Source organism: Pseudoalteromonas byunsanensis, from assembly GCF_001854475.1.
Taxonomy (GTDB): domain Bacteria; phylum Pseudomonadota; class Gammaproteobacteria; order Enterobacterales; family Alteromonadaceae; genus Pseudoalteromonas; species Pseudoalteromonas byunsanensis.
This window is the reverse complement of sequence record NZ_MNAN01000032.1, coordinates 170141-192627: the sequence shown is the minus strand read 5'-3', so window position 1 is coordinate 192627 and position 22487 is coordinate 170141. Positions and strand designations below refer to the sequence as shown.

Sequence of the window (22487 nt, the reverse complement as noted above, 5' to 3'; positions counted from 1 at the left end):
TTTTATTCATGTTCTTTTTTTAATGTGATAACTCGTTGTGGGAATGGTATTTCTATTTCAGCAGCTTTAATAGCGCTGTAAACTTGCTTATTGATAGCGAGTTTGGTTTCAATAATTTGCGTGGTCGGCACCCAAAAACGATAGCTGATGATCACAGCACTATCGCCGAAGTGCTCGATACCAACTTGTGGCTGAGGGCTTTTTGCAACTTGTTCATTGGCTAAAATAACTGCGACGATTTCACTTATTGCTGTATCGCTACAAGCACTATAAGCAATACCTATTTCACCTTTTACAAGCGAGTATTCAAACGAGTTATGTAATATTTCACCTATGATGTGTTTGTTGGGAATAGTAATTGCTACTTTTTCTTCATTAACCAAAATGGTGTGTCCCAGTTCAATTTTTTTAACTTGGCCACTGACTCCCTTAATTTGGATGGTATCTCCGACGATAAAAGGGCGGGTAGCAATAATAGCAAGCCCGGAACCATAGTTTGATAACATGCCTTGCAGTGCTAAGCCGGCACCCAATGAAGCAGCACCAATTGCCGCAACAAAAGGAGTAACACTTATTCCAACTTTGCCAAGAGCTATAATAACGAACATTACAATCAGTAAAACTTTAACTAAATTACTGATAAAGTTAGTTAAAGTAACATCTATTTGATGGCGCTGCATGAGCGCTTCAACCATTTTTGAGATACGATTAGATATCCATAGCCCGAGTAATAAAATGATAAGGGCGCCCAATACTTGCATACTGTAGGTGACTAGATAGTCTCTGAGCAGATTGAAATAGTGTTCAAACTGTTTCATCTCTTGTTCAATCAAAATAAGCATCCTTTTATGAGAGTGTAATAAGCCAATGGTAAAAAGGTGGAACCCACACAGCGGTCACCACAGCGCTAATAGTCATTGCAGCAGAGGCGTAAGCTCCGGCTGCTGGGTGATATTCTAACGCACTTGCGGTGCCAATTGCATGGCAAGAGACACCTAACGCAATGCCTTTTGCCTGTGGATGCACAACATTTAACTGGGTCAGTATAGTCAAGCCAAATATGCCTCCAAATATCCCGACAAGGATCACCATGATAGCGGCGATGGCAGTCATGCCACCCAAACTTTCACTGATCAGCAGTGTGATGGGGGTAGTGACAGACAGTGCTGCTAATGAAGCACTTAGTTGTGCATCGGCGGAATATAACTGACAAAGCAAAAAAGCAACTAAAGTAGCGCAGGTTACGCCTACAAAGCTGCAAGCCACGAGTGGCAAAAAATAATGCTTAATGCTGCGAAACTGGGTGTACAAAGGGTAGGCTAGTGCGACGACTGCAACTTCGAGAAAAAAATGTATTGGTTGTGCCGCTTGGAAGAAATCATGGTAGTTAACATCAAATGTTAATAACCATGTACTTATCACTACAATACAGAGTAATAGCGGATTAAAAATTGGTGTTTGGTACTTCGCAGATAACTTGCGCAAGAGTACGAAAAGTATGCAGATCAAGGCACATACAAACAGTGAACTAATCATAAAAGGCCACTTTTTTAGCGAGCCACCCTACCAAGCATAACCCAGTAAGTGGCACTAGAGTTAATACACTCAGTAGCAGTGGCCAATGAGTGCTTAGCAGTGAGGTGTATTGCACGATACCGACACCAGCTGGAATAAAAAAAAGTGCCATGTATTTTAAAATGGGTGCACAAGCTGGGGCTAACCATTGTGGCTTTAATAGGTTTGAGCTTAGTAATAAAAACATCAGAGCCATACCGATAAGCGGTGCTGGTATCGATAATTGCAGCCAAGAGCTAAGTAGCTTAGCGCTAAATAAACACATAAGTAACAGTGCCAGTGCTGTACAAAACCTTGAGATAGTTAACAAATTACTCTCCGCAGATAGGTGTGACTTGCTGACAATCATAATTGACCAGCAAGGATACCTCAATTGTACTGATTTACCATTTGGCACGTTGTTGATAAGGCTTGTGATCTTCACAGGTGGCATTATGCATCGCGATTCTAGTATTTTTGCTTAATAACAGTCGTATTTGGGAATATGTTTCTTTTGCAAGTGTTGCTCTGCGATTCTGTCGATAGGCTACTTGGTTATTTGCTTTTATTGCGGCTAGTGCATCGGGAGAGCGGGTCAGTAATTGCGACAGTAACTTCTCGCATTCAAAATGTAAGTCTTCACTCACTACGGATATTAAACCGAGACTCTGCGCCTCTTGACTATTCACAGGCGTCGCTAAACAGGCAAGCATGAGCGCTTGGTCATAGCGAATTGTATTGGGTAGCAGTGGACCTGAGCCCATATCTGGGCACAGCCCCCAGCGAGACTCCATAATAGCGAGCTTGGCGCGGGGTGTGGCAATGCGATAGTCAGCACCTAGAGCAATATGCATACCCCCACCAAAGCAATTACCATCAATTAATGCAATAACTGGTACAGGCAGATTACGCCAGCCTAGGCAAACTCTTTGTGCTAGGTTTGCATTGCCGGGTAACCATTTAAACAGCAACTTGAAAATGGCCAAAGGCTTTTTCATGACAGACTTTACATCCAGACCAGAACAAAAATTCTCACCTGCACCTTGAAGTACGACGGCTCTTAACTGACGGTTTTTAGCAAGCTGTTTGATAGCACGGTCAATAGCAACAAACATCTCGAAAGTAAGTGCATTCTGCTTTTCTGGGCGACTAAGCGTTAGCCATGCCACATCACCGCGGTATTCTAGAGTTAGCATTTTGGCATCCTGTTCTCTTTATTATAAGTACTTGAATTAGAGTTTATATTCTAACGACAATAATTTCAGCATAGAAATTCGCCCATTTAACGAAACTCCATAGCCTTTAATTTTGAGGTTTTGCTATCATAACGATTAATGCATTAATAATGAGTACGTCTAACATGTCAGCCCGTTTATGTAGCGTTGAAGAAATCGCACATCAAGCATATGAAATATTCCAGCAATTAGCGCCAGATAATTTATCAGAGCAAGATATTGAACAATTTAATCTGCATTATGAGGATTACGGTTTTATCGAAGATAGCGAGCCAGATGACAGTTGGCAAGATTTCGTTTCGCTGGAAATTGAGCCTGAGCATTTTGTCCAAGTACTTATTGGTATTGAGTACGAAGACGGTGATGAGGTTTTCGCAAAAATACTGATCAGTCGTGATCTGGATGCACCATTTTGTCATGTTTTGTGGAAGCAAAACGGTTCTGAATAACTATTTCTAAGAGTTGTTGTTAAGTAGTGCAATACTTCAAAGCCTGTATTTTTGTTTTTAGTCTGATTTGGGTTCCGTATGGCTTTAGTGCTGACCCTTTTGAAGATTTTCATCAGTATGGTGAAGTTTCAGATGATGAAATTCATAAACTGCATGTTGGGGATTTACTTTATGGGGATGTTGAATTTGGCCTAATTGCTAACAAGGGCAATTCTCAGAACACAGCGTTTAAGTTAAAAAGTAACGTATATCAAGATTTTACTCTATGGCGCAATCAATTCAAGATTGATGCGTTGTATCGTGAGGATACCGATAGTGACACGGGGCACAACGAAGTGACGGCTTCAAGATACTTTGTTGCAGCTCAAGGGAACTATAAGGTCGGTCAGGACAATGAATCCTTCTTCATTTACGGAGATTACTCAAACGATAAGTTCAGTGGCAAAGATTATACTACGACGGTAGCCATTGGTTATGGTAATCGACTTTTTGAGGGACGTAAGAATACAGTTGATTTTGATATTGGACCTGGTTTGTATTTGTCGAGAACGGATGAAAAAACAACGTTAGCCAAAGGCCAGTCACGGTTGCAGCAGGGTCATTTGTTGCGTTTGGCTTTACAATGGGAGCGGAGCATTTCTAAGCGGACCCGCTTTAATCACGATATGAGTATGGAAATATCTCTTTCTGGATTAAACGATCGTATGGTGAGCGAAACGGCGATTGTGAGTCAGGTTTTGGGTGGTGTGTCGTTGAAGGTATCTTACACCTACCGTTATAATTCTCAGCCAGAAGAAGGTAAACTGAAAACAGATACAGAACTTGGCGCTACTTTGGTATACAGTTTTTAAAGAGGAAGGTTATGTACCGACATACTCAATTTGCATGGGCAATTATGGCAATATTAGCTTGGATTGCGAGTTTTTTAATAATGGCAACGTGGTTGCTTGGATATAACGTAATGGTGTTGGTTTTTGCCGTTATTCTAGGCTTGTTGTGTTGCACATTCTATGCGTTAACCATTGAAGTGGACAAGGAACAGCGTACGCTTAGTTGGTGGTTTGGTCCGGGAATTGCGAAAAAAACGCTATTTTTTGATGATATTACTGAAATCAAAGGGGTTACTAATTCGTTTCGTCATGGGGTAGGGATGAGAATTACCAACGACGGGTGGGTTTATTCCGCATCAGGTTTTTCTGCGATAGAGGTATGTTTACCCGATGGCATGAAGTATAGATTGGGCACGAATGATCAGACTAATCTGTTGAGCGCGTTAAGTGAAAAAATTGCAAGCGCCGATTAGCGCTTGCAATTATGTCGTTAGTGGTCGTGACCACAACCACCTTCACCATGAACATGGCCATGAGCCAGTTCATCTTCTGTAGCATCGCGAACGTCAAGGATCTCAACGTCAAAATTGAGCGTGATCCCAGATAGCGGGTGGTTGCCATCAACGACCACCTCATCATCTTGTATATCAATGATCATAACCATTTGATCACCATCGTCAGTGGTTGCGCGAAACTGCATACCAACCTCAATTTCCATACCTTCAAACATTGACTTTGGTACAGCTTGCATGAGGTTATCATGGCGTTCACCGTAACCCTGTTCAGGGTCTACGGTTACGCTGATTTTGTCACCCGCTTGCTTGTCAATCAACGCATTTTCTAGGCCTGAAATTAAATAGCCAGTACCTACGATAAACACCAGTGGTTCACCATCAAATGTATTGTCTATGGTGTTGTTGTCATTATCTAAAACAGAGTAATGCATGCTTACCACTTTATTTGGTGCGATTTTCATAATATATCCCGTTTATTGGTCATCTAGAGAGTAAGGGAGGGGCATAATGGTTAATGCGACCTCTGGTGAGTGTTTTGCACGAAGACTTACTGAGTGCTCCGTATCGTTGGGTAATACTGCCAACGCACTATAGGTGTTGGTGGCACTATTAAACACTTGATGAATAACTTTACCTGCACGGCGCCAGTTATCACCAAGTTGTAATTCTAGTTCTGTTTCTTCAATCGCCTCAGGGCATGAACCTTGTACGATGAACATAGCTCGTTTGTTTTTTCCTAGATAGCGCATACGTGCTACAGTTTCTTGACCCGTATAGCATCCTTTTTTAAAGCTGATGCCATTGAGTGCTTGCAAGTTAATCATTTGTGGTACAAATTCTTCAATATTTGCTTCATTGACCTGCGGTTCACCCGCTAAGATCCCAGCTTCGATAAATAAGCTAGGGTTTTCATTAAATGCGATATCATCTGGTAAGCTAAACTCACTATCGACGTATAACAACAAACGTTGTTCGTCTAGTTTTAATGCTTTGTTGTTACCAAAGTCACAGGCCGTGTTTTCATTGTTAAATTTTAAGCCTAGCAAATCACATACATTGTTCAATTGTGTTTGGCTATGTACCCCAATGACTCTATGATCCTTAACTGTTTCTATCTCAACCTTTGCAAATACACCATACTTTTTTAGCTCTCGAGCAGAGGCTTGAACTTCAGCATCTGAACCCAATAACAAATAGCGTTGCTGATGTTTGAATACACGAAATGCGCCCCAAAGTTTACCTTTTGGACTACAGTGACCTGCCCATAAGAAATTATGCTCAGTGATCAGGTTCATATCTTGGGTCAGTTGACCATGTAAATAACTTAATTGCTCGGGCCCTGAAACGGCAATTAGTTGATATGGGAGATTAACGGCACACGCAAGTGACATAGAACTAATCCTTAAAAAGAGAACTGGCGTAATGGTAACTTATATCTACAATCGCATAAACGGTCGTATCAAAAGAAATATATGGATGGCGACACTGCCATTGTTTTTCAAGTAAAGATCTGTGTTTCATTCAGTAAACTAAGATATAATCCAGCATGCGACAAACAAAACAATGATAGATTAAGGGTATTTTAATGGCAGAGCTGTATTCAAAGTCTCGCACGAAATGGGCATGTCGTCGTGGTATGTTAGAACTGGATGTGTTGTTGGGGCCGTTTGTAGACGAAGCCTATGACGCATTGAGCGAGCAAGATAAGCTTGTTTTTCAACGCTTGTTAGCTGTTGAAGACCCAGACTTGTTCGCGTGGTTTATGGGTCATGAAAGCTGCCCCGATGCTGAACTTAACGCCATGGTAAAGTTAATCCTTGACCGAGTCCGCGTATAGGTTTCAATTTAAAAACAACCTATTAGACCACAAGCCCGTTGTGGTCTCGTTCACATGTGTGACGTTTCTTTGCATACTACTATTCCCTCATTTTATGTCTATTTTGCTCTCGCTACTGATGGGCATGTCTGGTTATTGGCTATGCCTTTGGCAATGTCGTTTGTGTACGCCAAAACAAGGTGTTGTGTTATTAGCGCAGGATGACAATTTTATTGAGCTTCATGATGGCAGCACTGAGTTTGTGGGAAAAATATCTAAAGCGATGGTGTTTTATGATATCTTAATTTTGCGGTTAGTAAGTTATTCTGGCGAGCGTAAAAAGGTATTTATAGTGCGCTCAGCACTTTCGACACAAGCTTGGGCTCGCCTGTGTCGACTAAGTTTGCTGCACTATGCGGCTATGGAGCCAAAATAGTTGGCTTAGGATCCTGACGTTGTTGTGGGTAATCTATAGTGTAGTGCAACCCGCGGCTTTCTTTGCGTGCTAAAGCACAACGAATAATAAGTTCGGCAACTTGAACTAGATTTCTTAGTTCCAGCAAGTTATTACTGACTCTAAAATGTGCATAATACTCTTGGATTTCTTGCTGCAGCAGCTCAACACGACGCAATGCACGTTCTAATCTCTTGGTTGATCTAACAATACCAACGTAGTCCCACATAAATAATCTCAATTCATGCCAATTGTGGGTAATGACGACTTCTTCATCTGAATCATTTACACGGCTTTCATCCCACTCTGGCAACTCCGGTGGTGTTGGGCTTGATTTAATTTGAGTTAGAATATCTTTAGCTGCTGCATGGGCAAATACAATACATTCTAGTAGTGAGTTGCTGGCCATTCTATTTGCACCATGAAGGCCCGTATATGCAACTTCACCCACTGCATATAAGTTGCCTATATCCGTTTTGCCATTAAAGTCGGTCATTACACCTCCACATGTGTAATGGGCAGCAGGAACTACTGGTATGGCTTCTTTGGTAATGTCTAGACCGACACTTAGGCATTTTGCATAAATGGTTGGAAAGTGCTCAATGATAAAATCTTTTTCTTTATGTGAAATATCTAGGTATACACAATTAGCCCCTAGGCGTTTCATTTCATAATCAATTGCTCGAGCGACGATGTCTCTAGGAGCCAGCTCTTCACGCTCATCAAATTCGGGCATAAAGCGAGTGCCGTCTGGCCTTTTTAGTAATGCACCTTCGCCTCTCATGGCTTCTGTGATTAGAAAGTTTTGTAGCTCAGGGTGATACAAACTGGTGGGGTGGAACTGATTAAATTCCATATTGGCTACCTTACAGCCTGCGCGCCAAGCCATAGCAATACCGTCACCACTAGAGACATCGGGGTTAGATGTATATAGATAAACCTTGCTGGCGCCTCCTGTAGCGAGTGCAACAAATTTTGCAGAAATTGTTTCTACTTGGTCTTTTTCTCGGTTGAACACATATACGCCGTTAACACGGCGCTCTGACGCACTTTTATCGCTAATAAGATCAATAGCGTTGTATTGTTCTAGCAAAGTGATATTACTGTGCGCCTGCACTTGGCTAACTAAGGTAGTTTGCACCGCTTTGCCAGTAGCATCCGCTGCGTGTAAAATTCGACGATGGCTGTGGCCTCCCTCACGAGTTAAGTGGAAACGCTCTTTGCCTTTACTGTCAAACTCCATATCAAAAGGAACACCCTGTTCAATCAACCACTTCAAGCAGTTTTTAGCGTTGCTAGCAGTGTAATGCACCGCATCACGGTCACAAAGCCCAGCTCCCGCGGCTAGAGTATCTTCCACATGTGATTCTATACTGTCATTTTTTTTGTCAAATACAGCGGCAATACCACCTTGAGCATAAAGAGTTGAGCCTTCTTTCAAGGCGCCTTTGCTTATCACAGTAACATGACAATGATTTGCCAAAGACAAGGCTAAGCTTAAACCCGCCGCGCCACTTCCGATGACAACCACATCGGTGCTATGATTTTTTGTTGACTTCATGTTTTTGAATCTTCGCTTTTTTTACGCGCTACATACAGCATTTTTTGCTATTATACACCTAATTGGGTCAAACCATATGCGCTTTATGTGAGTCGTATTTGCACTGTAATACATGTGTCTTGGGTGCTAATTGCCATTATTTTAAAAAAATATCAAAAAAAACAGAACTTTTTATTCATAGCCTAGTCAGAGTAGCAGTAAATAATGGCAACGAAATATTAAGTTATAACGATAACAAAGAGGAGTACCGGCTCGAATGAGCGAGCAGGATTTGGATTTAGAACTGGTTAAGCGGGTTCAGCAAGGAGATAAAAACGCCTTCAACCTTTTAGTTGCCAAGTATCAAAATAAGGTCGCCGCGTTGATTTCACGTTATGTGTCAAACCACGGTGATGTGGCAGATGTTGCGCAAGAAGCGTTTATCAAAGCGTATCGCGCACTCCCCAATTTTAGGGGCGAGAGCGCGTTTTACACTTGGTTATATCGTATTGCGGTCAACTGCTCAAAGAACTATTTGGTGGCTCAAGGGCGAAAACCCCCAGCCAATGATGTGGATGCTGAAGAAGCCGAATTTTATGATGGCGCTGAGCAATTACGCTCAAATGCATCCCCGGAAAATTTATTGCTAAGTGATGAGGTGCGATCGGTGATATTTGCAACTATCGACGGTTTACCTGATGACTTAAAAACAGCGATCACCTTGAGAGAAATCGAAGGAATGAGCTACGACGAAATTGCAGTGGTAATGGATTGCCCAGTTGGTACTGTTCGTTCTCGAATTTTTAGAGCGCGAGAGGCAATAGATAACAATTTAAACCCACTAATAGGTGAGTCATAATATGACAAAAGCGAACCTCACAAAATCACCACAAGAGATGGCATCACGCGCACTTGATGGCGATTTGCAGCTTGACCAATCATCTTTGAGTCAGATAGACGCAAGTAAATTTGCGCGCTATGCGAAAATAGGTGATGTAATGCGTGAAGCTCAAACGGGTGGTATTAGCATTGATATTACTGCAAAAGTGGCAGAGGCATTGGAAAACGAGCCATGTCATAACGTAAATCTGCAAAGTGAGTATCAGGAACAAATTGTTCAAGGTACCAAAGTTGTAAAGCTAAGTGCTTGGCGTAAACCAATCTCTCAAGTGGCAATAGCCGCAAGTGTGGCGTTAGTCGCAGTGCTAGGGGTCAACACCATGCCACAACAAAGTGCCCCCGCAATCGACGAAATGCCTGTTTTACAGTCAAGACCATTAGCTGGTGGAGTAGCGCCTGTGAGTTTTTCGACGGAACAGTCAGCACTACAAAGCGCAGAAAAGGGCATTCGTGATTTGCAGCAGCAACGCATTGGTGCACTTGTGCTTGAACATCAAAGACAGTCTCGTGTTGCCTATGCTTTGCAACAAAAGGGCAGTACTGAGTCAGAACAACCAGAGGAAAAGAAGTAGTTAAATGAGATTACTTGCCTGTATTTTAGGTTTATGTTTGGCTTCATGGGTACATGCTGAGGAAGTCGTTTCTGCAAGGCAGTTACTACAAAACATGGCCTCAGCGGTCCACAACAGAAACTTTGATGCTTCTTTTGTGGTTCTCAAAGGTAAAGGCATGGAGCCTTATCGTTGGGTTCATGCAAAACACGAAAACAAAGAATTAGAGTTACTAAGTTTGCTAAACGGAGCAGGCCTAGAAATTGTAAGAGTTGATGACCTAGTCACTTATTACGAACCCCAATCAGCACCCTACTCAGTGAAAACCGACTCAATCGCAGGCCCAATCCCTGAAGTATTGTTTAAAGATGTCAGTACACTTTTAGAGCACTATGATTTTGTATTAGGTGGTAAAGGTCGTATTGCAGGACGGCCTGCACAGCTCGTTAGGGTGGAAGCAAAAGATAGTAGTAAGTACAACTATTGGCTATGGATTGATACTCAGTCCTCTTTGTTATTGAAGGCTGCATATGTTAACCAACAAGGTGAATTGCTTGAGCAATTACAACTTACTCATATTAGCGTTACGCCAGAACCAGCAGAGCAGTTGTTAGAATTAACCCAAAGAGAATTTCCAACACCATTGCCCGCATTGAAATTAAATAAAGATGATACGTTGCAAAATAATTGGCGAATAGGTTGGTTACCTGAAGGATTTAAATTGTTAAAATCGGACAGACATAAGTTAGATTTAAACAATGAATTGGCTGATTACTATTTGTTTTCTGATGGGTTAGTTGACGTCTCTGTCTTCGTACAGCGACCGTTACCAGGACAACGACCTAGTGGTGCTTTGTCCTCTGGGGCAACTACGGTATATGTTCACAACTCAGGGGCATTTGATGTGTCGGTGGTGGGCAACATTCCTGCGATGACAGCAAAAAGTATAGCTGAGTCAGTTAAGCGACCGCTATGATTGAACAAACTTTGACTGTAGTGTCAGTGTCTGGCACTACAGCTTATTTAAAAGCCCAGCAAAAAACCGCATGTGAAGGCTGTAATGGTAAGTGCGGCTCTCAAATCTTTAGTAAACTTTTCGGCACTCATAAAAAAACATTTCCAATACAAATGGATGATACGTTACAGATCGGTCAAAAAGTCAAACTTAGCCTAGATGACTCTAGAGTGGTAAACCATGCCTTTTATGTTTACATGTTACCCTTGCTGATGGCATTTATATTCGTATTTATTGCATCACTGGGGCTAGAACTCAGTGAACCTTGGCAGATATTATCAGCGATAGCTGGTGGTTTCTTGGGTTTCTTAATTGCCAAAAGGCGCGTCCAGTCGATTAAGCATGATGTAAAAGTGGTAAAAATTTACCCAATTAGCATGGCTGTGACGCAAATAGATGGTGATTGAGTTAAATAACAGGTAAAATCTGCGCTTTAATCCATTTAGTGACTTAATAGAAGTTTAGAATCCAGTATATGAAGCATATCCGTAACTTTTCTATCATCGCCCACATTGACCATGGCAAATCAACACTTTCTGACCGCCTAATTCAAGTATGCGGTGGCCTTACAGACCGAGAAATGCAACAGCAGGTTCTGGATTCGATGGACATCGAGCGTGAGCGCGGTATTACTATCAAGGCGCAAAGTGTTACCTTAAATTACACTGCCAAAGATGGTGAAACATACATGTTGAACTTTATCGACACACCAGGACACGTTGACTTTTCTTATGAAGTATCACGTTCTTTGGCTGCGTGTGAAGGTGCACTTTTGGTTGTTGATGCGGGTCAGGGCGTAGAAGCACAAACGTTAGCTAACTGTTACACTGCAATCGAGATGGATTTAGAAGTTATTCCAATTCTGAACAAGATCGATCTGCCGCAAGCCGATCCACTGCGCGTAGCGGAGGAAATAGAAGATATCGTTGGTATCGATGCACTAGATGCTGTTCAGTGTAGTGCTAAAACAGGTGTGGGTATTGATGATGTATTAGAAAACATCGTGCGTGATGTTCCTCCACCAGTTGGTGACCCAGAAGCCCCCCTACAAGCATTGATCATTGATTCTTGGTTTGATTCATACCAAGGCGTTGTGTCATTGGTGCGTATCAAGCACGGTGAATTACGTCAGGGTGATAAGATCAAGATAATGTCGACAGGCCAAACACACCTTGCCGATAAAGTGGGGATTTTTACTCCGAAACAAACAAATACCGGTTCACTGAAAACGGGTGAAGTAGGCTATGTGATAGCAGGTATTAAAGACATCCACGGTGCGCCAGTGGGTGATACTATCACGTTAACTAAAAACGCAGCCCCAGAGCGTTTACCGGGTTTCCAACGTGTTAAACCGCAAGTTTATGCTGGTATGTTCCCAATCTCTTCAGACGATTATGAATCATTCCGTGACGCATTGAACAAATTGAGCCTCAACGACGCATCATTGTTCTTTGAACCAGAGAACTCTACTGCACTAGGTTTTGGTTTCCGTGTTGGCTTCCTTGGTATGTTACACATGGAGATCATCCAAGAGCGTCTAGAACGTGAATACGATATGGATCTGATCACCACAGCGCCTACGGTAATCTACGAGATAGAAACCAAGCATGGCACTATTCAGATTGATAATCCATCAGCACTACCACCAGTAAACGATATTATTGAAATTCGTGAGCCAATCGTAGAGGCAAACATTTTAGTACCTCAGGAATATCTTGGTAACGTGATCACATTATGTGTTGAAAAACGTGGTATGCAGACCAAGATGGCCTATCACGGCAAGCAAGTAGCGGTGACGTATGAGCTACCAATGGCTGAAGTAGTAATGGACTTTTTTGATAAGTTAAAATCTACGAGCCGCGGTTTCGCGTCGCTTGATTATAACTTTAAGCACTTCCAACCTTCTGATATGGTACGTGTTGATATTCTTATCAATGGTGATCGTGTTGATGCACTTGCGATTATCGCGCACCGTGATGGCGCTCAAAGCCGTGGTCGTCAATTAGCAGATGCTCTGAAAGAACTGATCCCTCGCCAGATGTTTGATATTGCAATTCAAGCAGCAATAGGTGGGCATGTAATTGCACGCACTACAGTGAAACAATTGCGTAAAAACGTAATCGCAAAATGTTATGGTGGTGACGTTAGTCGTAAGAAAAAGCTACTTCAGAAACAAAAAGAAGGTAAAAAGCGCATGAAGCAGTTGGGTAACGTAGAAGTTCCTCAAGATGCGTTTCTTGCCATATTAAAAGTAGGCAAATAACAGGAAATTTTTAATGGCAGGCTATTTTTCAATATTTTTGGTGGTATTAACCATAGGCTCAGGTTTACTGTGGTTACTAGATCACCTGCTATATGCACCAAAGAGAAAAGAACGGATCGCGATTGCTCAAGGTGCGTCAGAGCAACCTTTGGATGAGGATGTTATCGCACAAATAGCACCCGAACCTGCCATTGTTGAAGGTGCAAAGTCTATTTTCCCGATGATTGCAGCGATCACAATTTTTCGCTCATTTATCTTTGAGCCTTTCCAAATACCGTCAGGTTCTATGATGCCAACTTTACTTGATGGTGATTTCATTCTGGTGCAAAAGTATGCTTATGGCATTAAAGACCCAGTATGGCGTTCACAATTAGTTGAAGTGGGACAACCTGAACGTGGCGATGTTGCTGTTTTCAAATTCCCACTAGACGAGCGCATTGACTTCATTAAGCGTGTGATAGGCCTTCCTGGAGATCATATTGTTTACCGAAATCGTCAGCTATATATCAAGCCTAACTGTGCCGAGGGCGAGCAACAGCAAGGTAGCTTAGTTTGTGGTGAATATAACAAGATTAAGTTGGATATAGTGAACCGAGACGAATATATGCAAGGGGCAATGCCGTTGGTACGTTTGACTGAGGATTTGCCAAATGTGCCACATGATATTTTAATTAATCCACAAGCTATCGAACTGACTGAGCGTTATTATCAGCAAGATGGTACTCGTCGTGACGAGTGGGTCGTGCCAGAGAACAGCTATTTTGCTATGGGTGACAACCGTAACAATAGCCAAGACAGTCGTATGTGGGGTTTTGTTCCTAAGGAAAACCTTGTCGGTAAAGCTGTCTTTATTTGGATGAGTTTTGATTTTGAAAATGGCCCAGATAGCCTGCTTCCAGGTTGGGTTCCAACTGGTGTTCGTTTTGGACGCCTAGGTAATATTCAGTAACAATGAAAAGAAACGTAGCAGAATTATACAGTAAGATAGGATATCACTTTAACAACGAGGCATTGCTTGAGCAGGCTATGACGCACCGCAGTCATAAAGGCCAGCATAACGAGCGATTAGAGTTTCTTGGGGATTCAATTTTAAGTTTTGTAATCGCCAATGCCTTGTATCATCAATTTCCAAAAGCGCGCGAAGGTGATTTAAGCCGAATGCGCTCCACTTTGGTTCGAGGTCAAACCTTAGCTGAATTCGGTGTTGAGTTTAATTTAGGTGACTATTTAAGGTTAGGGCCGGGTGAATTAAAAAGTGGAGGCTTTCGTCGCGAGTCAACTTTAGCCGATGCGGTAGAAGCGATTATTGGCGCCGTATTCTTAGATGCAGATATAGATACTTGCAGTGAATTGATCTTAACTTGGTACGCCACACGATTAGAGGCTATTTCACCGGGTCATAATCAAAAGGACCCTAAGACTTTACTGCAAGAATATTTGCAAGCGCGCAAATTACCGCTGCCGGGCTACACTGTGATAGACACAAAAGGTCAAGCGCATAACCAAACATTCACGGTCGAATGTATTGTGGAAGGGATGGAGAGCATAATTTCAGTAGGTAGCTCTCGTCGCAAAGCTGAGCAGAAAGCTGCCGAAAAAGCATTGAAGATTTTAAAAAATGACGCTTAATACACATTGTGGCATGGTTGCCATTGTTGGTCGCCCGAATGTCGGTAAATCAACACTTTTAAATAAAATAGTTGAGCAAAAAGTAAGTATTACTTCACGCAAACCTCAAACCACTCGTCACCGTATTATGGGGATCCACACTGAAGATAACTATCAAGCGGTATATGTGGATACACCTGGGCTACATATTGAAGAAAAGCGAGCGATCAACCGTTTAATGAACCGCGCCGCATCGAGCTCAATTGGCGATGTGGAGCTTATCATTTTTGTTCTTGAGGGAACGCTTTGGAACAGCGATGATGAAATGGTGCTTAACAAAGTTATGCAAAGTGGTCGTCCTGTGCTTGTGGTGATGAACAAAGTTGATCAGGTTAAAGAACATGAAGATGTGCTTAAACATATGCAATGGTTATCTGAGCAAGGTGAGTTCGTTGGCATCGTTCCTGTTTCGGCCAAGCAGAACAAGAACGTTGACCTGGTAAAAGAAGCTGTGCATAAGCGTTTGCCTGAATGCGAGTTTTACTTTCCTGAAGATTATGTGACCGATCGTTCTATGCGCTTTTTGGCCGCAGAAATTGTTCGTGAAAAGCTCATGCGTTTTATGGGAGATGAACTGCCATACTCCGTAACGGTGGAAATAGAGCAGTTTAAATGGCAAGACAACGGTGTTTGGCAAATTAATGCTCTGATCTTAGTCGAACGCGAATCACAAAAGCGTATGGTGATTGGTAACAAGGGTGAAAAGCTCAAAGTGATTGGCCGTGAAGCGCGCAAAGACTTAGAAAATATGTTGGATAACAAGGTATTTTTAGAACTTTGGGTAAAAGTGAAGTCTGGTTGGGCCGATGACGAACGTGCACTGCGCAGTCTAGGATATGGAGAAGACTGATTGCAAAACGACTTTCGACTAGTGTATTTATTGCATCGACGGGCGCATAGCGACTCGCAGTTGATGCTTAATACACTTGTTGAAGGAGTCGGGCACCTCAGTATGATTGCCAGAATAAAGGGCCGACAAGCGCTCAAACATAATGCTCACCTAAGACCTTTCACTCCCATTTTGGCTCAATATGGCGGCCGCCATGATTTGAAATACCTAAACTCATTTGAATTGGCTCAAAATCCATTATCATTACATGGTAAACAGCTATATTGTGGCTTTTATTTAAATGAATTGGTTTATCGGATCGTGCCTCGTAATGAACCTCAGGAACAGGTGTTTACGCTTTATCAGCAGCATTTGAATATATTGGCAGAGCAAACTGATGTAGAACCTGTACTACGCAGTTTTGAGTTTCAGTTGCTTAGCTTGCTTGGCTTTGGCGTTGAGTTCGATATTGATGCTCACGGGCAACCCATCAGTGCCAATTTTAGTTATCAATACGTGCCTGAGCTGGGTTTTGTGCCAACAGATGTGCCTCAATATGGCTTTGCTGGCGCAGCGCTATTGGCGATGGCCGAGCATGACTTTGCTAAATCTACCGTGCGAACAGCGGCAAAACATCTTAGTCGGTACATATTGAAACCATTATTAGGAAACAAGGCTTTAAAAAGTCGGGAATTATTTATATCAAGGTAAGGCTATGAAAGATATTTTATTGGGCGTGAATGTTGACCACATTGCCACACTAAGACAAGCTCGTGGTACCAGCTACCCAGATCCTGCCCATGCAGCGAGTGTGGCGGAACATGCTGGAGCTGATGGTATCACGATTCATTTGCGCGAGGACCGTCGCCACATTCAAGATAGGGATGTATACGTGATGGCAAAAACGATTCAAACTCGCATGAATCTTGAGATAGCTGTTACAGATGAAATGCTGGCGATTGCGCAAGAAGTCAAACCAGAATATGTATGCTTAGTACCGGAGAAACGTGAAGAGCTTACTACTGAAGGTGGTTTGGATGTGATTGGTAACCAGCAGAAAATAACAGAAGCGGTTAAAACGCTTTCTGAAGCGGGTATCAAAGTTTCGCTGTTTATTGATGCAGATAAGGCTCAGATTGATGCTGCCAAAGCTGCAGGCGCACCCTATATCGAAATTCACACAGGGGCATACGCAGACGCACATAACGATAAAGAGCAAGCACTAGAGCTGGAGCGTATTCGTGAAGGGGTTAAGTATGCACATAGCTTGGGTATTATCGTCAATGCGGGTCACGGTTTACACTATCACAATGTAAAACCCATAGCGCAGATGAGTGAAATTTACGAGTTAAATATAGGTCATGCTATTGTCGCTCGTGCTGCAATAGACGGATTGGAAAAAGCAGTAAGAGATATGAAACGTCTTATGCTTGAAGCAAGACAAGCATAAAATTTCTGCAGCATATAAAGGCCACCTAAGTGGCCTTTATATTGTCTAAGGAGTAAAACGTGACGCCTTGGCAACAACATTTTATTGTTCAGCAACAACTTCCATCTAGCTATGTCGAAGATGTACATGAGATTTGTCAGTGGGTTACAAAGCTTGTTGAATCCGCTTCGCAGCCTCTGTGTATTGGGATCAATGGTGCACAGGGATCGGGTAAGTCAACTTTGGCAGCATTTTTGACTGTGCATTTGCGCAACCTAGGCTACAAGGCGCAAAGTGTGTCGCTTGATGACTTTTATCTATCTCCATCTGAACGTGAAGCTGTGGCAAACAAATACCATCCACTATTTGCAACCCGTGGCGTACCGGGAACTCATAACGTGGCACTATTACATACCGTTTTGAGCAGTTTTAAAAATCAACAGCCAGTAGTACTGCCAAGCTTTGATAAGTCAACAGATTCACCCAAACCAAAATACGAATGGTTAAAGTGTGAAGAAAAACTTGAAGTACTATTTTTAGAGGGGTGGTGCTTAGGTCTAGCTGCTCAACCCGATAAGCGACTGCTTCAAAGTGTGAACGCTTTTGAGCAAAAACAAGATAGAGATGGTAAATTTAGAACGCAAGTAAATAGGTTTTTAGCTAGTGAATATCAAAATGCTTTTGTCTACTTGGATAAGCTGATCTACCTCAATGTTGGCAGTTTTGAGCGCGTATTTGATTGGCGTTTAAAACAAGAGCTGCAACTCAAAGAGATAATGGGGACAGGAATGACAGAATCCCAAGTATTTGACTTTATTCAATACTTTCAACGCCTCACAGAGTGGGGGTTTGAGTATTTGCCAAAACACTGTGACCTTCTAGTTAAAGTGAGAAAGAATCACAGGTTTACTATTGAACGCTAAATCTTCTAGGTGACCCGAGGCGTGGCTGAGCTACGTTCCTATATTAGTTATTTATTATCAGCTAAATTCATCTGACCAGTATCATTTTCCTACTCTGTGCATAATTCATCCACATTTTGTGCTTAACTTTAATGCTTCCCTAATAATATGTATTAAGGTGTAACACAATGATAAAAGTAATCAGACAACTTACTTCAAGTCTACTTCTAGGCTTGTTAACCATCACGCTGTTAAGCGGCTGTGGTGGATCCGGTGACGATTCTAGTACCGTTAACCCTCCAACAGACAATAACTCAGGTGATACCCCTGGTGATGGTGATTCAGGCGATGGTGATTCAGGCGACGGTGATTCAGGCGACGGTGATTCAGGCGATGATGGTACTTATAGTGGGTCTGGTGCTATAACTCAGGGTGTTGCGACGACAACCATAAACAACTTGTTTGTTGCGGGTAGCCGTGTCGCGGCGGTTGGTACTATCACCGATAGTAATCAACAAAGTTGGGTAGTCCCTGCTGATACGCTATTTCAAGACAATACGATGCCATTTGCATCGGATTTATATAACAGTTATGTATCAGGACACAATTATTCAAATGCTGCTGCTGCCGAGGCTGCGTTGGATGGTACTGATATTATTGAAATAGACAGCGATGGTGAGGTTATTACCGCTTATATCTTCGCAGACAATTATTTTGAGATGTATGTTAATGGTAACGCGGTGGGTAAAGACCCAGTTCCATTTACAGAGTTTAATTCCAACATTATACGCTTTAAGGTAAAGCAGCCTTTTACTGTAGCAATGGCATTAGTCGATTGGGAAGAAACCTTGGGGACGGGGACTGAAAATAATCAAGGAAGCGCTTATGCTGCTGGTGACGGTGGTATGGTTGCGGTATTCAAAGACAGCAATGGTGAAATTGTTGGGGTAACAAACAATCAGTGGAAAGCACAAACTTTTTATACAGCTCCGATTGTTGAAAAGTCTTGTTTGAGTGAATCGGGTACTCAGCGTTTGTCTGCAACTTGTAGTACAGGGGCTGTCAGTGATATTGCTACTGTTTATGGTGTGCATTGGAGTAGACCAACTAATTGGATGAGTGCAAGCTTTGACGACAGTAGTTGGCCAAGTGCAGTAACATATACCAACGACACTGTTGGTGTTGATAACAAGCAAGCTTATACCAACTTTACAGCTGTATTTGATGACGCCCAAAGTGATGCACAGTTTATCTGGAGCTCAAATTTAGTATTAGATAATGAAGTGTTAGTGCGAGGCATAGTCGGTAGTGATACTGGAGATGACGGCGGTGACACTGGTAGCGGCGATTTTCAGTTGACGAGTAAAGCAGTGAAAAGCGACAACATAGTACCACTGTCAGCAACATGTGATGGTGCTAATGGAGGAATGTCGATTCCATTGCAATGGAGTGGCGCACCATCTGGCGTACAATCATATGCACTTTCGATGCATCACTTTCCTAATCCAAATGACGCAGACGACTTTTCAAAAGCACATTCTTACTGGACGGTTTATGACATTCCAGCCGCTACAGATAACCTGGCCACGGGTGAAACCTCAATCGGTGTATTTGGTATCAACAGTGTGAACAACCAGCAACAATATGCTGCGCCATGCTCTGCAGCTCCAGGAGATCATGATTATACAATCACAGTATATGCGCTCTCGTCAGCAGTAGATAGCTTGGGGTTAACGGGTAGCACAACTGATCTTGTCACGCTGCGTGATGCAATTGCACCTCATACATTGGGCACAGCTACTTTATCGCTGACACGTTCTCGTTATAACCCTAACAATGATCAACATGTACCTCAGAGCGTGGCCACGACTTGTGCTACAAAATCAGCAGCATTTGAAGCCTACAGTGATTATGTGTCAGTAAGTTGTAGTGGCAATACCATGAGTGTGACAACACAAACACTGCTACCTTACCGTTCACAGTTAGAGGGTGATAAAGCGAATGTTGGTATTCGTTCATGGATTGGTCGCGTGCCCATTCCTGAGCAACTGACTTGGACTATGCCAATCACGCCTACCTATTTGCCATCGCCACAAAGCAACATCAATATTCACCATGCGGTGGGCGTGTCAGTAGAGGGAATCCCAATTCTTCACTACGCAAAAGAAAGTGCACCTGATGAAATTGCTCAGCTGGGTCAAGATTACAGTAGTCGTGATACCGTGTTGTTGGGAGAAATCGACCAATGTGGTGGTCATGCGGGCAATGGTGAAGATTATCACTATCATATGGCACCGATTTGTTTGATGGACAGCCACGACCCTTCACAGCCATTGGCGTATATGTTTGATGGCTTACCGCTGTATTTTGGTACAGGTGGGGGCGTAAAAACAACCGATGGCACTGACTATGGCGCAGGTCGATATGAAGATTTGAACTATTTGCCAGCAGATGTGAAAGATGGCAGTAATCCGCTTGATGAATGTAATGCCTACGATCTTCACGGAGATGGTAGTGAGTATGTGTATTACAGCACGAGTGATGCACCATACAGCATTGGTTGCTTTAGAGCGCAAGCAGATCAAGAAGGTTCTGTTCCGGCTGGTCCTCATTGGGTTCAAGAACGCGATTTATCATGGTCAGGCAATGATGTTTCTCTCACCGACTATGACACCATGAGCTTTGGTGGTAAGACTTGGCAATTTATTGAAGTGACGCCGGGTGAAAGTAATAATCGTATCGAAGCGGGTAAGAAAGCGTTGATCATGTATCGACAGCTAGCAAGTGGAGACAGTGGTTATGACCCTAATGCCAATTGTTATGCCTTTAGATATCGTCTTGATAGCACAGATACCGCTGGCACTAATGATACATATTCAGAGCATTGTCGATGAGCCAAGAGGTTAATATGCGAAAGATGGTTTCTAGTGTGAAAATTGCCTTGATGGTTACGCTGTTTAGTTGGACAGGTTCACTTCTAGCGCATGGCTTACAAATGAGTACAGCGCAGGTGGTTCAGCGTCAGGATAACTACTTGTTTATAACGATGCATACGCCAGTGGCGAAACTGTATCAGCATATGAACTACAAAGGTAAACCAGCATCGCTGATGCATCTGGCAAATGGTTCAGATCAGCAGCTTGGCCAGTTTCGACAGGCCTTACTGGAGTTGTTCCGAAACAACATGAATTTGTCAGTAGCGCAGCAAGCGTTGCAATCTGTAAAAGTAAGGGTTGCGCCAAAGGAAGAACTTAAAAAGCTATTACAAGCCGAACTAGCCGAACAAATTTTGAATGCACAGCATCATGAGCAGAGTCATGATGCAGAGCCTAAAAACTTTTTTCGTATAGAGGTGGATGGTTTTATCGCAGCTGGTAACGATACACCACGCGTACTCAGTGCTAGCTTTCCAAAAGAGCTGGGGCAAGTATTGGTTAGTTACACCAAGCCACAAATACAAACACTTACGCCAACGGAGCAGGGTAGCCAATATATTCAGGCTTTGTGGAAGTAGACAGATAGTTTGTATAGCATGACGTTAAAAGCCGCGAACATTCGCGGCTTTTTTGTATGAACTTGAGGTTTAGGTAATAGTGGAGGGCTAGAGTCACCATAATTTTAAAAAGCTTCCCATACAACATGTATTTTTTGATGGGCTAATTGTAATTTTCAGCCTAATTTTATCATGGAGCTGAGTGTTTTACCTTGCGTCAAGTGCTATAAACTGCGTTCTTCAACGCGAGGGAGTGGCTAACCACCCCTTGTATTTTTTAAGCCTCGTAGCTAAGAGGATCCTGCGCATTATTGAGTGCAAACGCTTCCAGCCTTTCTTGGCAGGCGCCGCATTTACCACAGGCTTTTTCTCTGCCGTTGTAGCATGTCCATGTGTGGCTGTAGTCTAAACCCATTTTCAGGCCATCAGTGAGAATGTCGATTTTACTGTTGTTAAGGTATGGACAAACAATTTCAATTTCTTCGTAGTTGGCGATACGACATACGTCGTCCATCTTCTTAACAAACTCAGGGCGGCAATCTGGATAGATAGCGTGATCGCCAGAATGCGCACCGTAAAATACTTTGTTGGCTTTAAGAGACACGGCATAGCCGACTGCCAAAGATAGCAAAATCATATTTCGATTTGGCACTACGGTACTTTTCATGCTTTCTTCTTCGTAGTGACCTTCAGGCACGTCAATATCATCGGTCAATGATGATCCGCCAATAAGCTGGTTAATTGCCGATATATCGACAATTTTATGAGCGATATTTAAGCTGTTACATACTTGTTCTGCCACTTCTAGCTCTTTTACGTGGCGTTGGCCGTAATTAAAAGACAGCGCATAGACTTCGTAACCGGCACGAATTGCTTTGTTAAGAACGGTGTATGAATCCATACCACCGGAGTAAATGACAACGACTTTTTCGCTCATAGGTGTTTTGCCTCGATTTTGATAGAGGTTTACGTCAGGGCGCGATATACTACACGGCCGCCGCGGAAATAACAATTTCCATTGGTGATTTTTTGAGTTTGTGAAGT

At 42.7% G+C, this 22487-nt stretch carries 26 protein-coding genes; 18 read left to right on the top strand and 8 right to left on the bottom strand.

The window, feature by feature from the left end:
- Nucleotides 1–2 precede the first annotated feature (2 nt).
- From BIW53_RS12845 to BIW53_RS12830, 4 genes are read right to left on the bottom strand one after another with little or no spacing between them, the layout of a single operon-like run.
- Nucleotides 3–818: a mechanosensitive ion channel family protein gene (locus tag BIW53_RS12845; protein WP_415839080.1), complete on the bottom strand. Its 816-nt coding sequence runs from the start codon at nt 816–818 to the stop codon at nt 3–5.
- A 28-nt stretch (nt 819–846) separates the two neighbouring features.
- Nucleotides 847–1536, bottom strand: coding sequence for an LrgB family protein (locus BIW53_RS12840; protein WP_070992416.1), 690 nt, complete (start codon nt 1534–1536; stop codon nt 847–849).
- Nucleotides 1529–1924, bottom strand: a complete 396-nt coding sequence (locus BIW53_RS12835) for a CidA/LrgA family protein (protein WP_084228155.1) — start codon at nt 1922–1924, stop codon at nt 1529–1531. Before BIW53_RS12835 ends, BIW53_RS12840 begins: the two co-directional genes overlap by 8 nt.
- Nucleotides 1925–1958: 34 nt before the next feature.
- Nucleotides 1959–2750 carry a crotonase/enoyl-CoA hydratase family protein gene (locus tag BIW53_RS12830; protein WP_070992415.1) on the bottom strand — a complete coding sequence of 264 codons (792 nt, stop codon included), beginning with the start codon at nt 2748–2750 and terminating at the stop codon, nt 1959–1961.
- Nucleotides 2751–2914: 164 nt separating this feature from the next.
- Between BIW53_RS12830 and BIW53_RS12825 the strand changes: the two genes are divergently transcribed.
- From BIW53_RS12825 to BIW53_RS12815, 3 genes are read left to right on the top strand one after another with little or no spacing between them, the layout of a single operon-like run.
- The gene (locus BIW53_RS12825; protein WP_070992414.1) at nt 2915–3238 is read left to right on the top strand and encodes an HI1450 family dsDNA-mimic protein; all 324 of its coding nucleotides are present in this window, start codon (nt 2915–2917) and stop codon (nt 3236–3238) included.
- A gap of 26 nt (nt 3239–3264) precedes the next feature.
- Nucleotides 3265–4089: a DUF481 domain-containing protein gene (locus tag BIW53_RS12820; RefSeq protein ID WP_070992413.1), complete on the top strand. Its 825-nt coding sequence runs from the start codon at nt 3265–3267 to the stop codon at nt 4087–4089.
- Nucleotides 4090–4100: 11 nt separating this feature from the next.
- A complete protein-coding gene (locus tag BIW53_RS12815; RefSeq protein WP_070992412.1) occupies nt 4101–4541 on the top strand; it encodes a hypothetical protein in 441 nt (146 codons plus the stop codon).
- Nucleotides 4542–4558: 17 nt separating this feature from the next.
- Here BIW53_RS12815 and BIW53_RS12810 read toward each other — a convergent pair whose 3' ends face one another.
- Complete coding sequence (locus BIW53_RS12810) at nt 4559–5044, bottom strand: FKBP-type peptidyl-prolyl cis-trans isomerase (RefSeq protein WP_070992411.1); 486 nt, start codon at nt 5042–5044, stop codon at nt 4559–4561.
- Between the two features lie 12 nt (nt 5045–5056).
- Nucleotides 5057–5974, bottom strand: coding sequence for a CAF17-like 4Fe-4S cluster assembly/insertion protein YgfZ (gene ygfZ, locus BIW53_RS12805; RefSeq protein WP_070992410.1), 918 nt, complete (start codon nt 5972–5974; stop codon nt 5057–5059).
- A gap of 194 nt (nt 5975–6168) precedes the next feature.
- Between ygfZ and BIW53_RS12800 the strand changes: the two genes are divergently transcribed.
- Together BIW53_RS12800 and BIW53_RS12795 are read left to right on the top strand one after the other, a co-directional pair.
- A complete protein-coding gene (locus BIW53_RS12800; protein WP_070992409.1) occupies nt 6169–6420 on the top strand; it encodes an FAD assembly factor SdhE in 252 nt (83 codons plus the stop codon).
- Between the two features lie 94 nt (nt 6421–6514).
- The gene (locus BIW53_RS12795; protein ID WP_139158844.1) at nt 6515–6835 is read left to right on the top strand and encodes a hypothetical protein; all 321 of its coding nucleotides are present in this window, start codon (nt 6515–6517) and stop codon (nt 6833–6835) included.
- Here the strand turns inward: BIW53_RS12795 and nadB are convergent.
- Complete coding sequence (gene nadB / locus BIW53_RS12790; RefSeq protein WP_070992407.1) at nt 6819–8414, bottom strand: L-aspartate oxidase; 1596 nt, start codon at nt 8412–8414, stop codon at nt 6819–6821. The two genes, BIW53_RS12795 and nadB, sit on opposite strands and share 17 nt — an antisense overlap.
- A 256-nt stretch (nt 8415–8670) precedes the next feature.
- On the opposite strand from nadB, the gene rpoE reads away from it, so the two are divergent.
- The 13 genes from rpoE to BIW53_RS12725 all read left to right on the top strand — a co-directional run bounded on the left by rpoE (nt 8671) and on the right by BIW53_RS12725 (nt 21464).
- Nucleotides 8671–9252 (top strand): RNA polymerase sigma factor RpoE, encoded by a 582-nt coding sequence (rpoE, locus tag BIW53_RS12785; protein WP_070986769.1) that lies wholly within the window; start codon nt 8671–8673, stop codon nt 9250–9252.
- Nucleotide 9253: 1 nt separating this feature from the next.
- The gene (locus tag BIW53_RS12780; protein WP_070992406.1) at nt 9254–9865 is read left to right on the top strand and encodes a sigma-E factor negative regulatory protein; all 612 of its coding nucleotides are present in this window, start codon (nt 9254–9256) and stop codon (nt 9863–9865) included.
- 4 nt (nt 9866–9869) lie between these two features.
- Complete coding sequence (locus BIW53_RS12775) at nt 9870–10820, top strand: MucB/RseB C-terminal domain-containing protein (RefSeq protein WP_070992405.1); 951 nt, start codon at nt 9870–9872, stop codon at nt 10818–10820.
- Nucleotides 10817–11266, top strand: a complete 450-nt coding sequence (locus BIW53_RS12770; protein WP_070992404.1) for a SoxR reducing system RseC family protein — start codon at nt 10817–10819, stop codon at nt 11264–11266. The genes BIW53_RS12775 and BIW53_RS12770 overlap by 4 nt, the downstream gene beginning before the upstream one ends.
- 68 nt (nt 11267–11334) lie before the next feature.
- Complete coding sequence (lepA, locus tag BIW53_RS12765) at nt 11335–13122, top strand: translation elongation factor 4 (RefSeq protein WP_070992403.1); 1788 nt, start codon at nt 11335–11337, stop codon at nt 13120–13122.
- A gap of 13 nt (nt 13123–13135) precedes the next feature.
- On the top strand, nt 13136–14071 hold the full coding sequence (lepB, locus tag BIW53_RS12760) for a signal peptidase I (RefSeq protein ID WP_070992402.1): 936 nt from the start codon (nt 13136–13138) through the stop codon (nt 14069–14071).
- Between the two features lie 2 nt (nt 14072–14073).
- On the top strand, nt 14074–14751 hold the full coding sequence (gene rnc / locus BIW53_RS12755) for a ribonuclease III (RefSeq protein ID WP_070992401.1): 678 nt from the start codon (nt 14074–14076) through the stop codon (nt 14749–14751).
- Nucleotides 14741–15640, top strand: coding sequence for a GTPase Era (era, locus tag BIW53_RS12750; protein ID WP_070992400.1), 900 nt, complete (start codon nt 14741–14743; stop codon nt 15638–15640). The genes rnc and era overlap by 11 nt, the downstream gene beginning before the upstream one ends.
- Entirely contained in the window at nt 15641–16330 is a 690-nt protein-coding gene (gene recO / locus BIW53_RS12745; protein ID WP_070992399.1) for a DNA repair protein RecO, read from the top strand.
- Between the two features lie 4 nt (nt 16331–16334).
- Entirely contained in the window at nt 16335–17069 is a 735-nt protein-coding gene (pdxJ, locus tag BIW53_RS12740) for a pyridoxine 5'-phosphate synthase (protein ID WP_070992398.1), read from the top strand.
- A 59-nt stretch (nt 17070–17128) separates the two neighbouring features.
- Complete coding sequence (locus BIW53_RS12735; RefSeq protein ID WP_070992397.1) at nt 17129–17971, top strand: hypothetical protein; 843 nt, start codon at nt 17129–17131, stop codon at nt 17969–17971.
- A gap of 167 nt (nt 17972–18138) precedes the next feature.
- On the top strand, nt 18139–20844 hold the full coding sequence (locus tag BIW53_RS12730) for a YHYH protein (RefSeq protein WP_070992396.1): 2706 nt from the start codon (nt 18139–18141) through the stop codon (nt 20842–20844).
- Nucleotides 20845–20858: 14 nt separating this feature from the next.
- Nucleotides 20859–21464 carry a hypothetical protein gene (locus BIW53_RS12725; protein WP_139158843.1) on the top strand — a complete coding sequence of 202 codons (606 nt, stop codon included), beginning with the start codon at nt 20859–20861 and terminating at the stop codon, nt 21462–21464.
- Nucleotides 21465–21720: 256 nt separating this feature from the next.
- On the opposite strand, the gene queC is transcribed toward BIW53_RS12725, so the two are convergent.
- A complete protein-coding gene (queC, locus tag BIW53_RS12720) occupies nt 21721–22380 on the bottom strand; it encodes a 7-cyano-7-deazaguanine synthase QueC (protein WP_070992394.1) in 660 nt (219 codons plus the stop codon).
- Between the last annotated feature and the right edge of the window lie 107 nt (nt 22381–22487).

Coding starts and splice junctions, on each gene's coding strand:
- BIW53_RS12845 (WP_415839080.1), bottom strand. CDS start 818: ATGAAACAGTTTGAACACTATTTCAATCTGCTCAGAGACTATCTAGTC.
- BIW53_RS12840 (WP_070992416.1), bottom strand. CDS start 1,536: ATGATTAGTTCACTGTTTGTATGTGCCTTGATCTGCATACTTTTCGTA.
- BIW53_RS12835 (WP_084228155.1), bottom strand. CDS start 1,924: ATGATTGTCAGCAAGTCACACCTATCTGCGGAGAGTAATTTGTTAACT.
- BIW53_RS12830 (WP_070992415.1), bottom strand. CDS start 2,750: ATGCTAACTCTAGAATACCGCGGTGATGTGGCATGGCTAACGCTTAGT.
- BIW53_RS12825 (WP_070992414.1), top strand. CDS start 2,915: ATGTCAGCCCGTTTATGTAGCGTTGAAGAAATCGCACATCAAGCATAT.
- BIW53_RS12815 (WP_070992412.1), top strand. CDS start 4,101: ATGTACCGACATACTCAATTTGCATGGGCAATTATGGCAATATTAGCT.
- BIW53_RS12810 (WP_070992411.1), bottom strand. CDS start 5,044: ATGAAAATCGCACCAAATAAAGTGGTAAGCATGCATTACTCTGTTTTA.
- ygfZ (WP_070992410.1), bottom strand. CDS start 5,974: ATGTCACTTGCGTGTGCCGTTAATCTCCCATATCAACTAATTGCCGTT.
- BIW53_RS12800 (WP_070992409.1), top strand. CDS start 6,169: ATGGCAGAGCTGTATTCAAAGTCTCGCACGAAATGGGCATGTCGTCGT.
- BIW53_RS12795 (WP_139158844.1), top strand. CDS start 6,515: ATGTCTATTTTGCTCTCGCTACTGATGGGCATGTCTGGTTATTGGCTA.
- nadB (WP_070992407.1), bottom strand. CDS start 8,414: ATGAAGTCAACAAAAAATCATAGCACCGATGTGGTTGTCATCGGAAGT.
- rpoE (WP_070986769.1), top strand. CDS start 8,671: ATGAGCGAGCAGGATTTGGATTTAGAACTGGTTAAGCGGGTTCAGCAA.
- BIW53_RS12780 (WP_070992406.1), top strand. CDS start 9,254: ATGACAAAAGCGAACCTCACAAAATCACCACAAGAGATGGCATCACGC.
- BIW53_RS12775 (WP_070992405.1), top strand. CDS start 9,870: ATGAGATTACTTGCCTGTATTTTAGGTTTATGTTTGGCTTCATGGGTA.
- BIW53_RS12770 (WP_070992404.1), top strand. CDS start 10,817: ATGATTGAACAAACTTTGACTGTAGTGTCAGTGTCTGGCACTACAGCT.
- lepA (WP_070992403.1), top strand. CDS start 11,335: ATGAAGCATATCCGTAACTTTTCTATCATCGCCCACATTGACCATGGC.
- lepB (WP_070992402.1), top strand. CDS start 13,136: ATGGCAGGCTATTTTTCAATATTTTTGGTGGTATTAACCATAGGCTCA.
- rnc (WP_070992401.1), top strand. CDS start 14,074: ATGAAAAGAAACGTAGCAGAATTATACAGTAAGATAGGATATCACTTT.
- era (WP_070992400.1), top strand. CDS start 14,741: ATGACGCTTAATACACATTGTGGCATGGTTGCCATTGTTGGTCGCCCG.
- pdxJ (WP_070992398.1), top strand. CDS start 16,335: ATGAAAGATATTTTATTGGGCGTGAATGTTGACCACATTGCCACACTA.
- BIW53_RS12730 (WP_070992396.1), top strand. CDS start 18,139: ATGATAAAAGTAATCAGACAACTTACTTCAAGTCTACTTCTAGGCTTG.
- BIW53_RS12725 (WP_139158843.1), top strand. CDS start 20,859: ATGCGAAAGATGGTTTCTAGTGTGAAAATTGCCTTGATGGTTACGCTG.
- queC (WP_070992394.1), bottom strand. CDS start 22,380: ATGAGCGAAAAAGTCGTTGTCATTTACTCCGGTGGTATGGATTCATAC.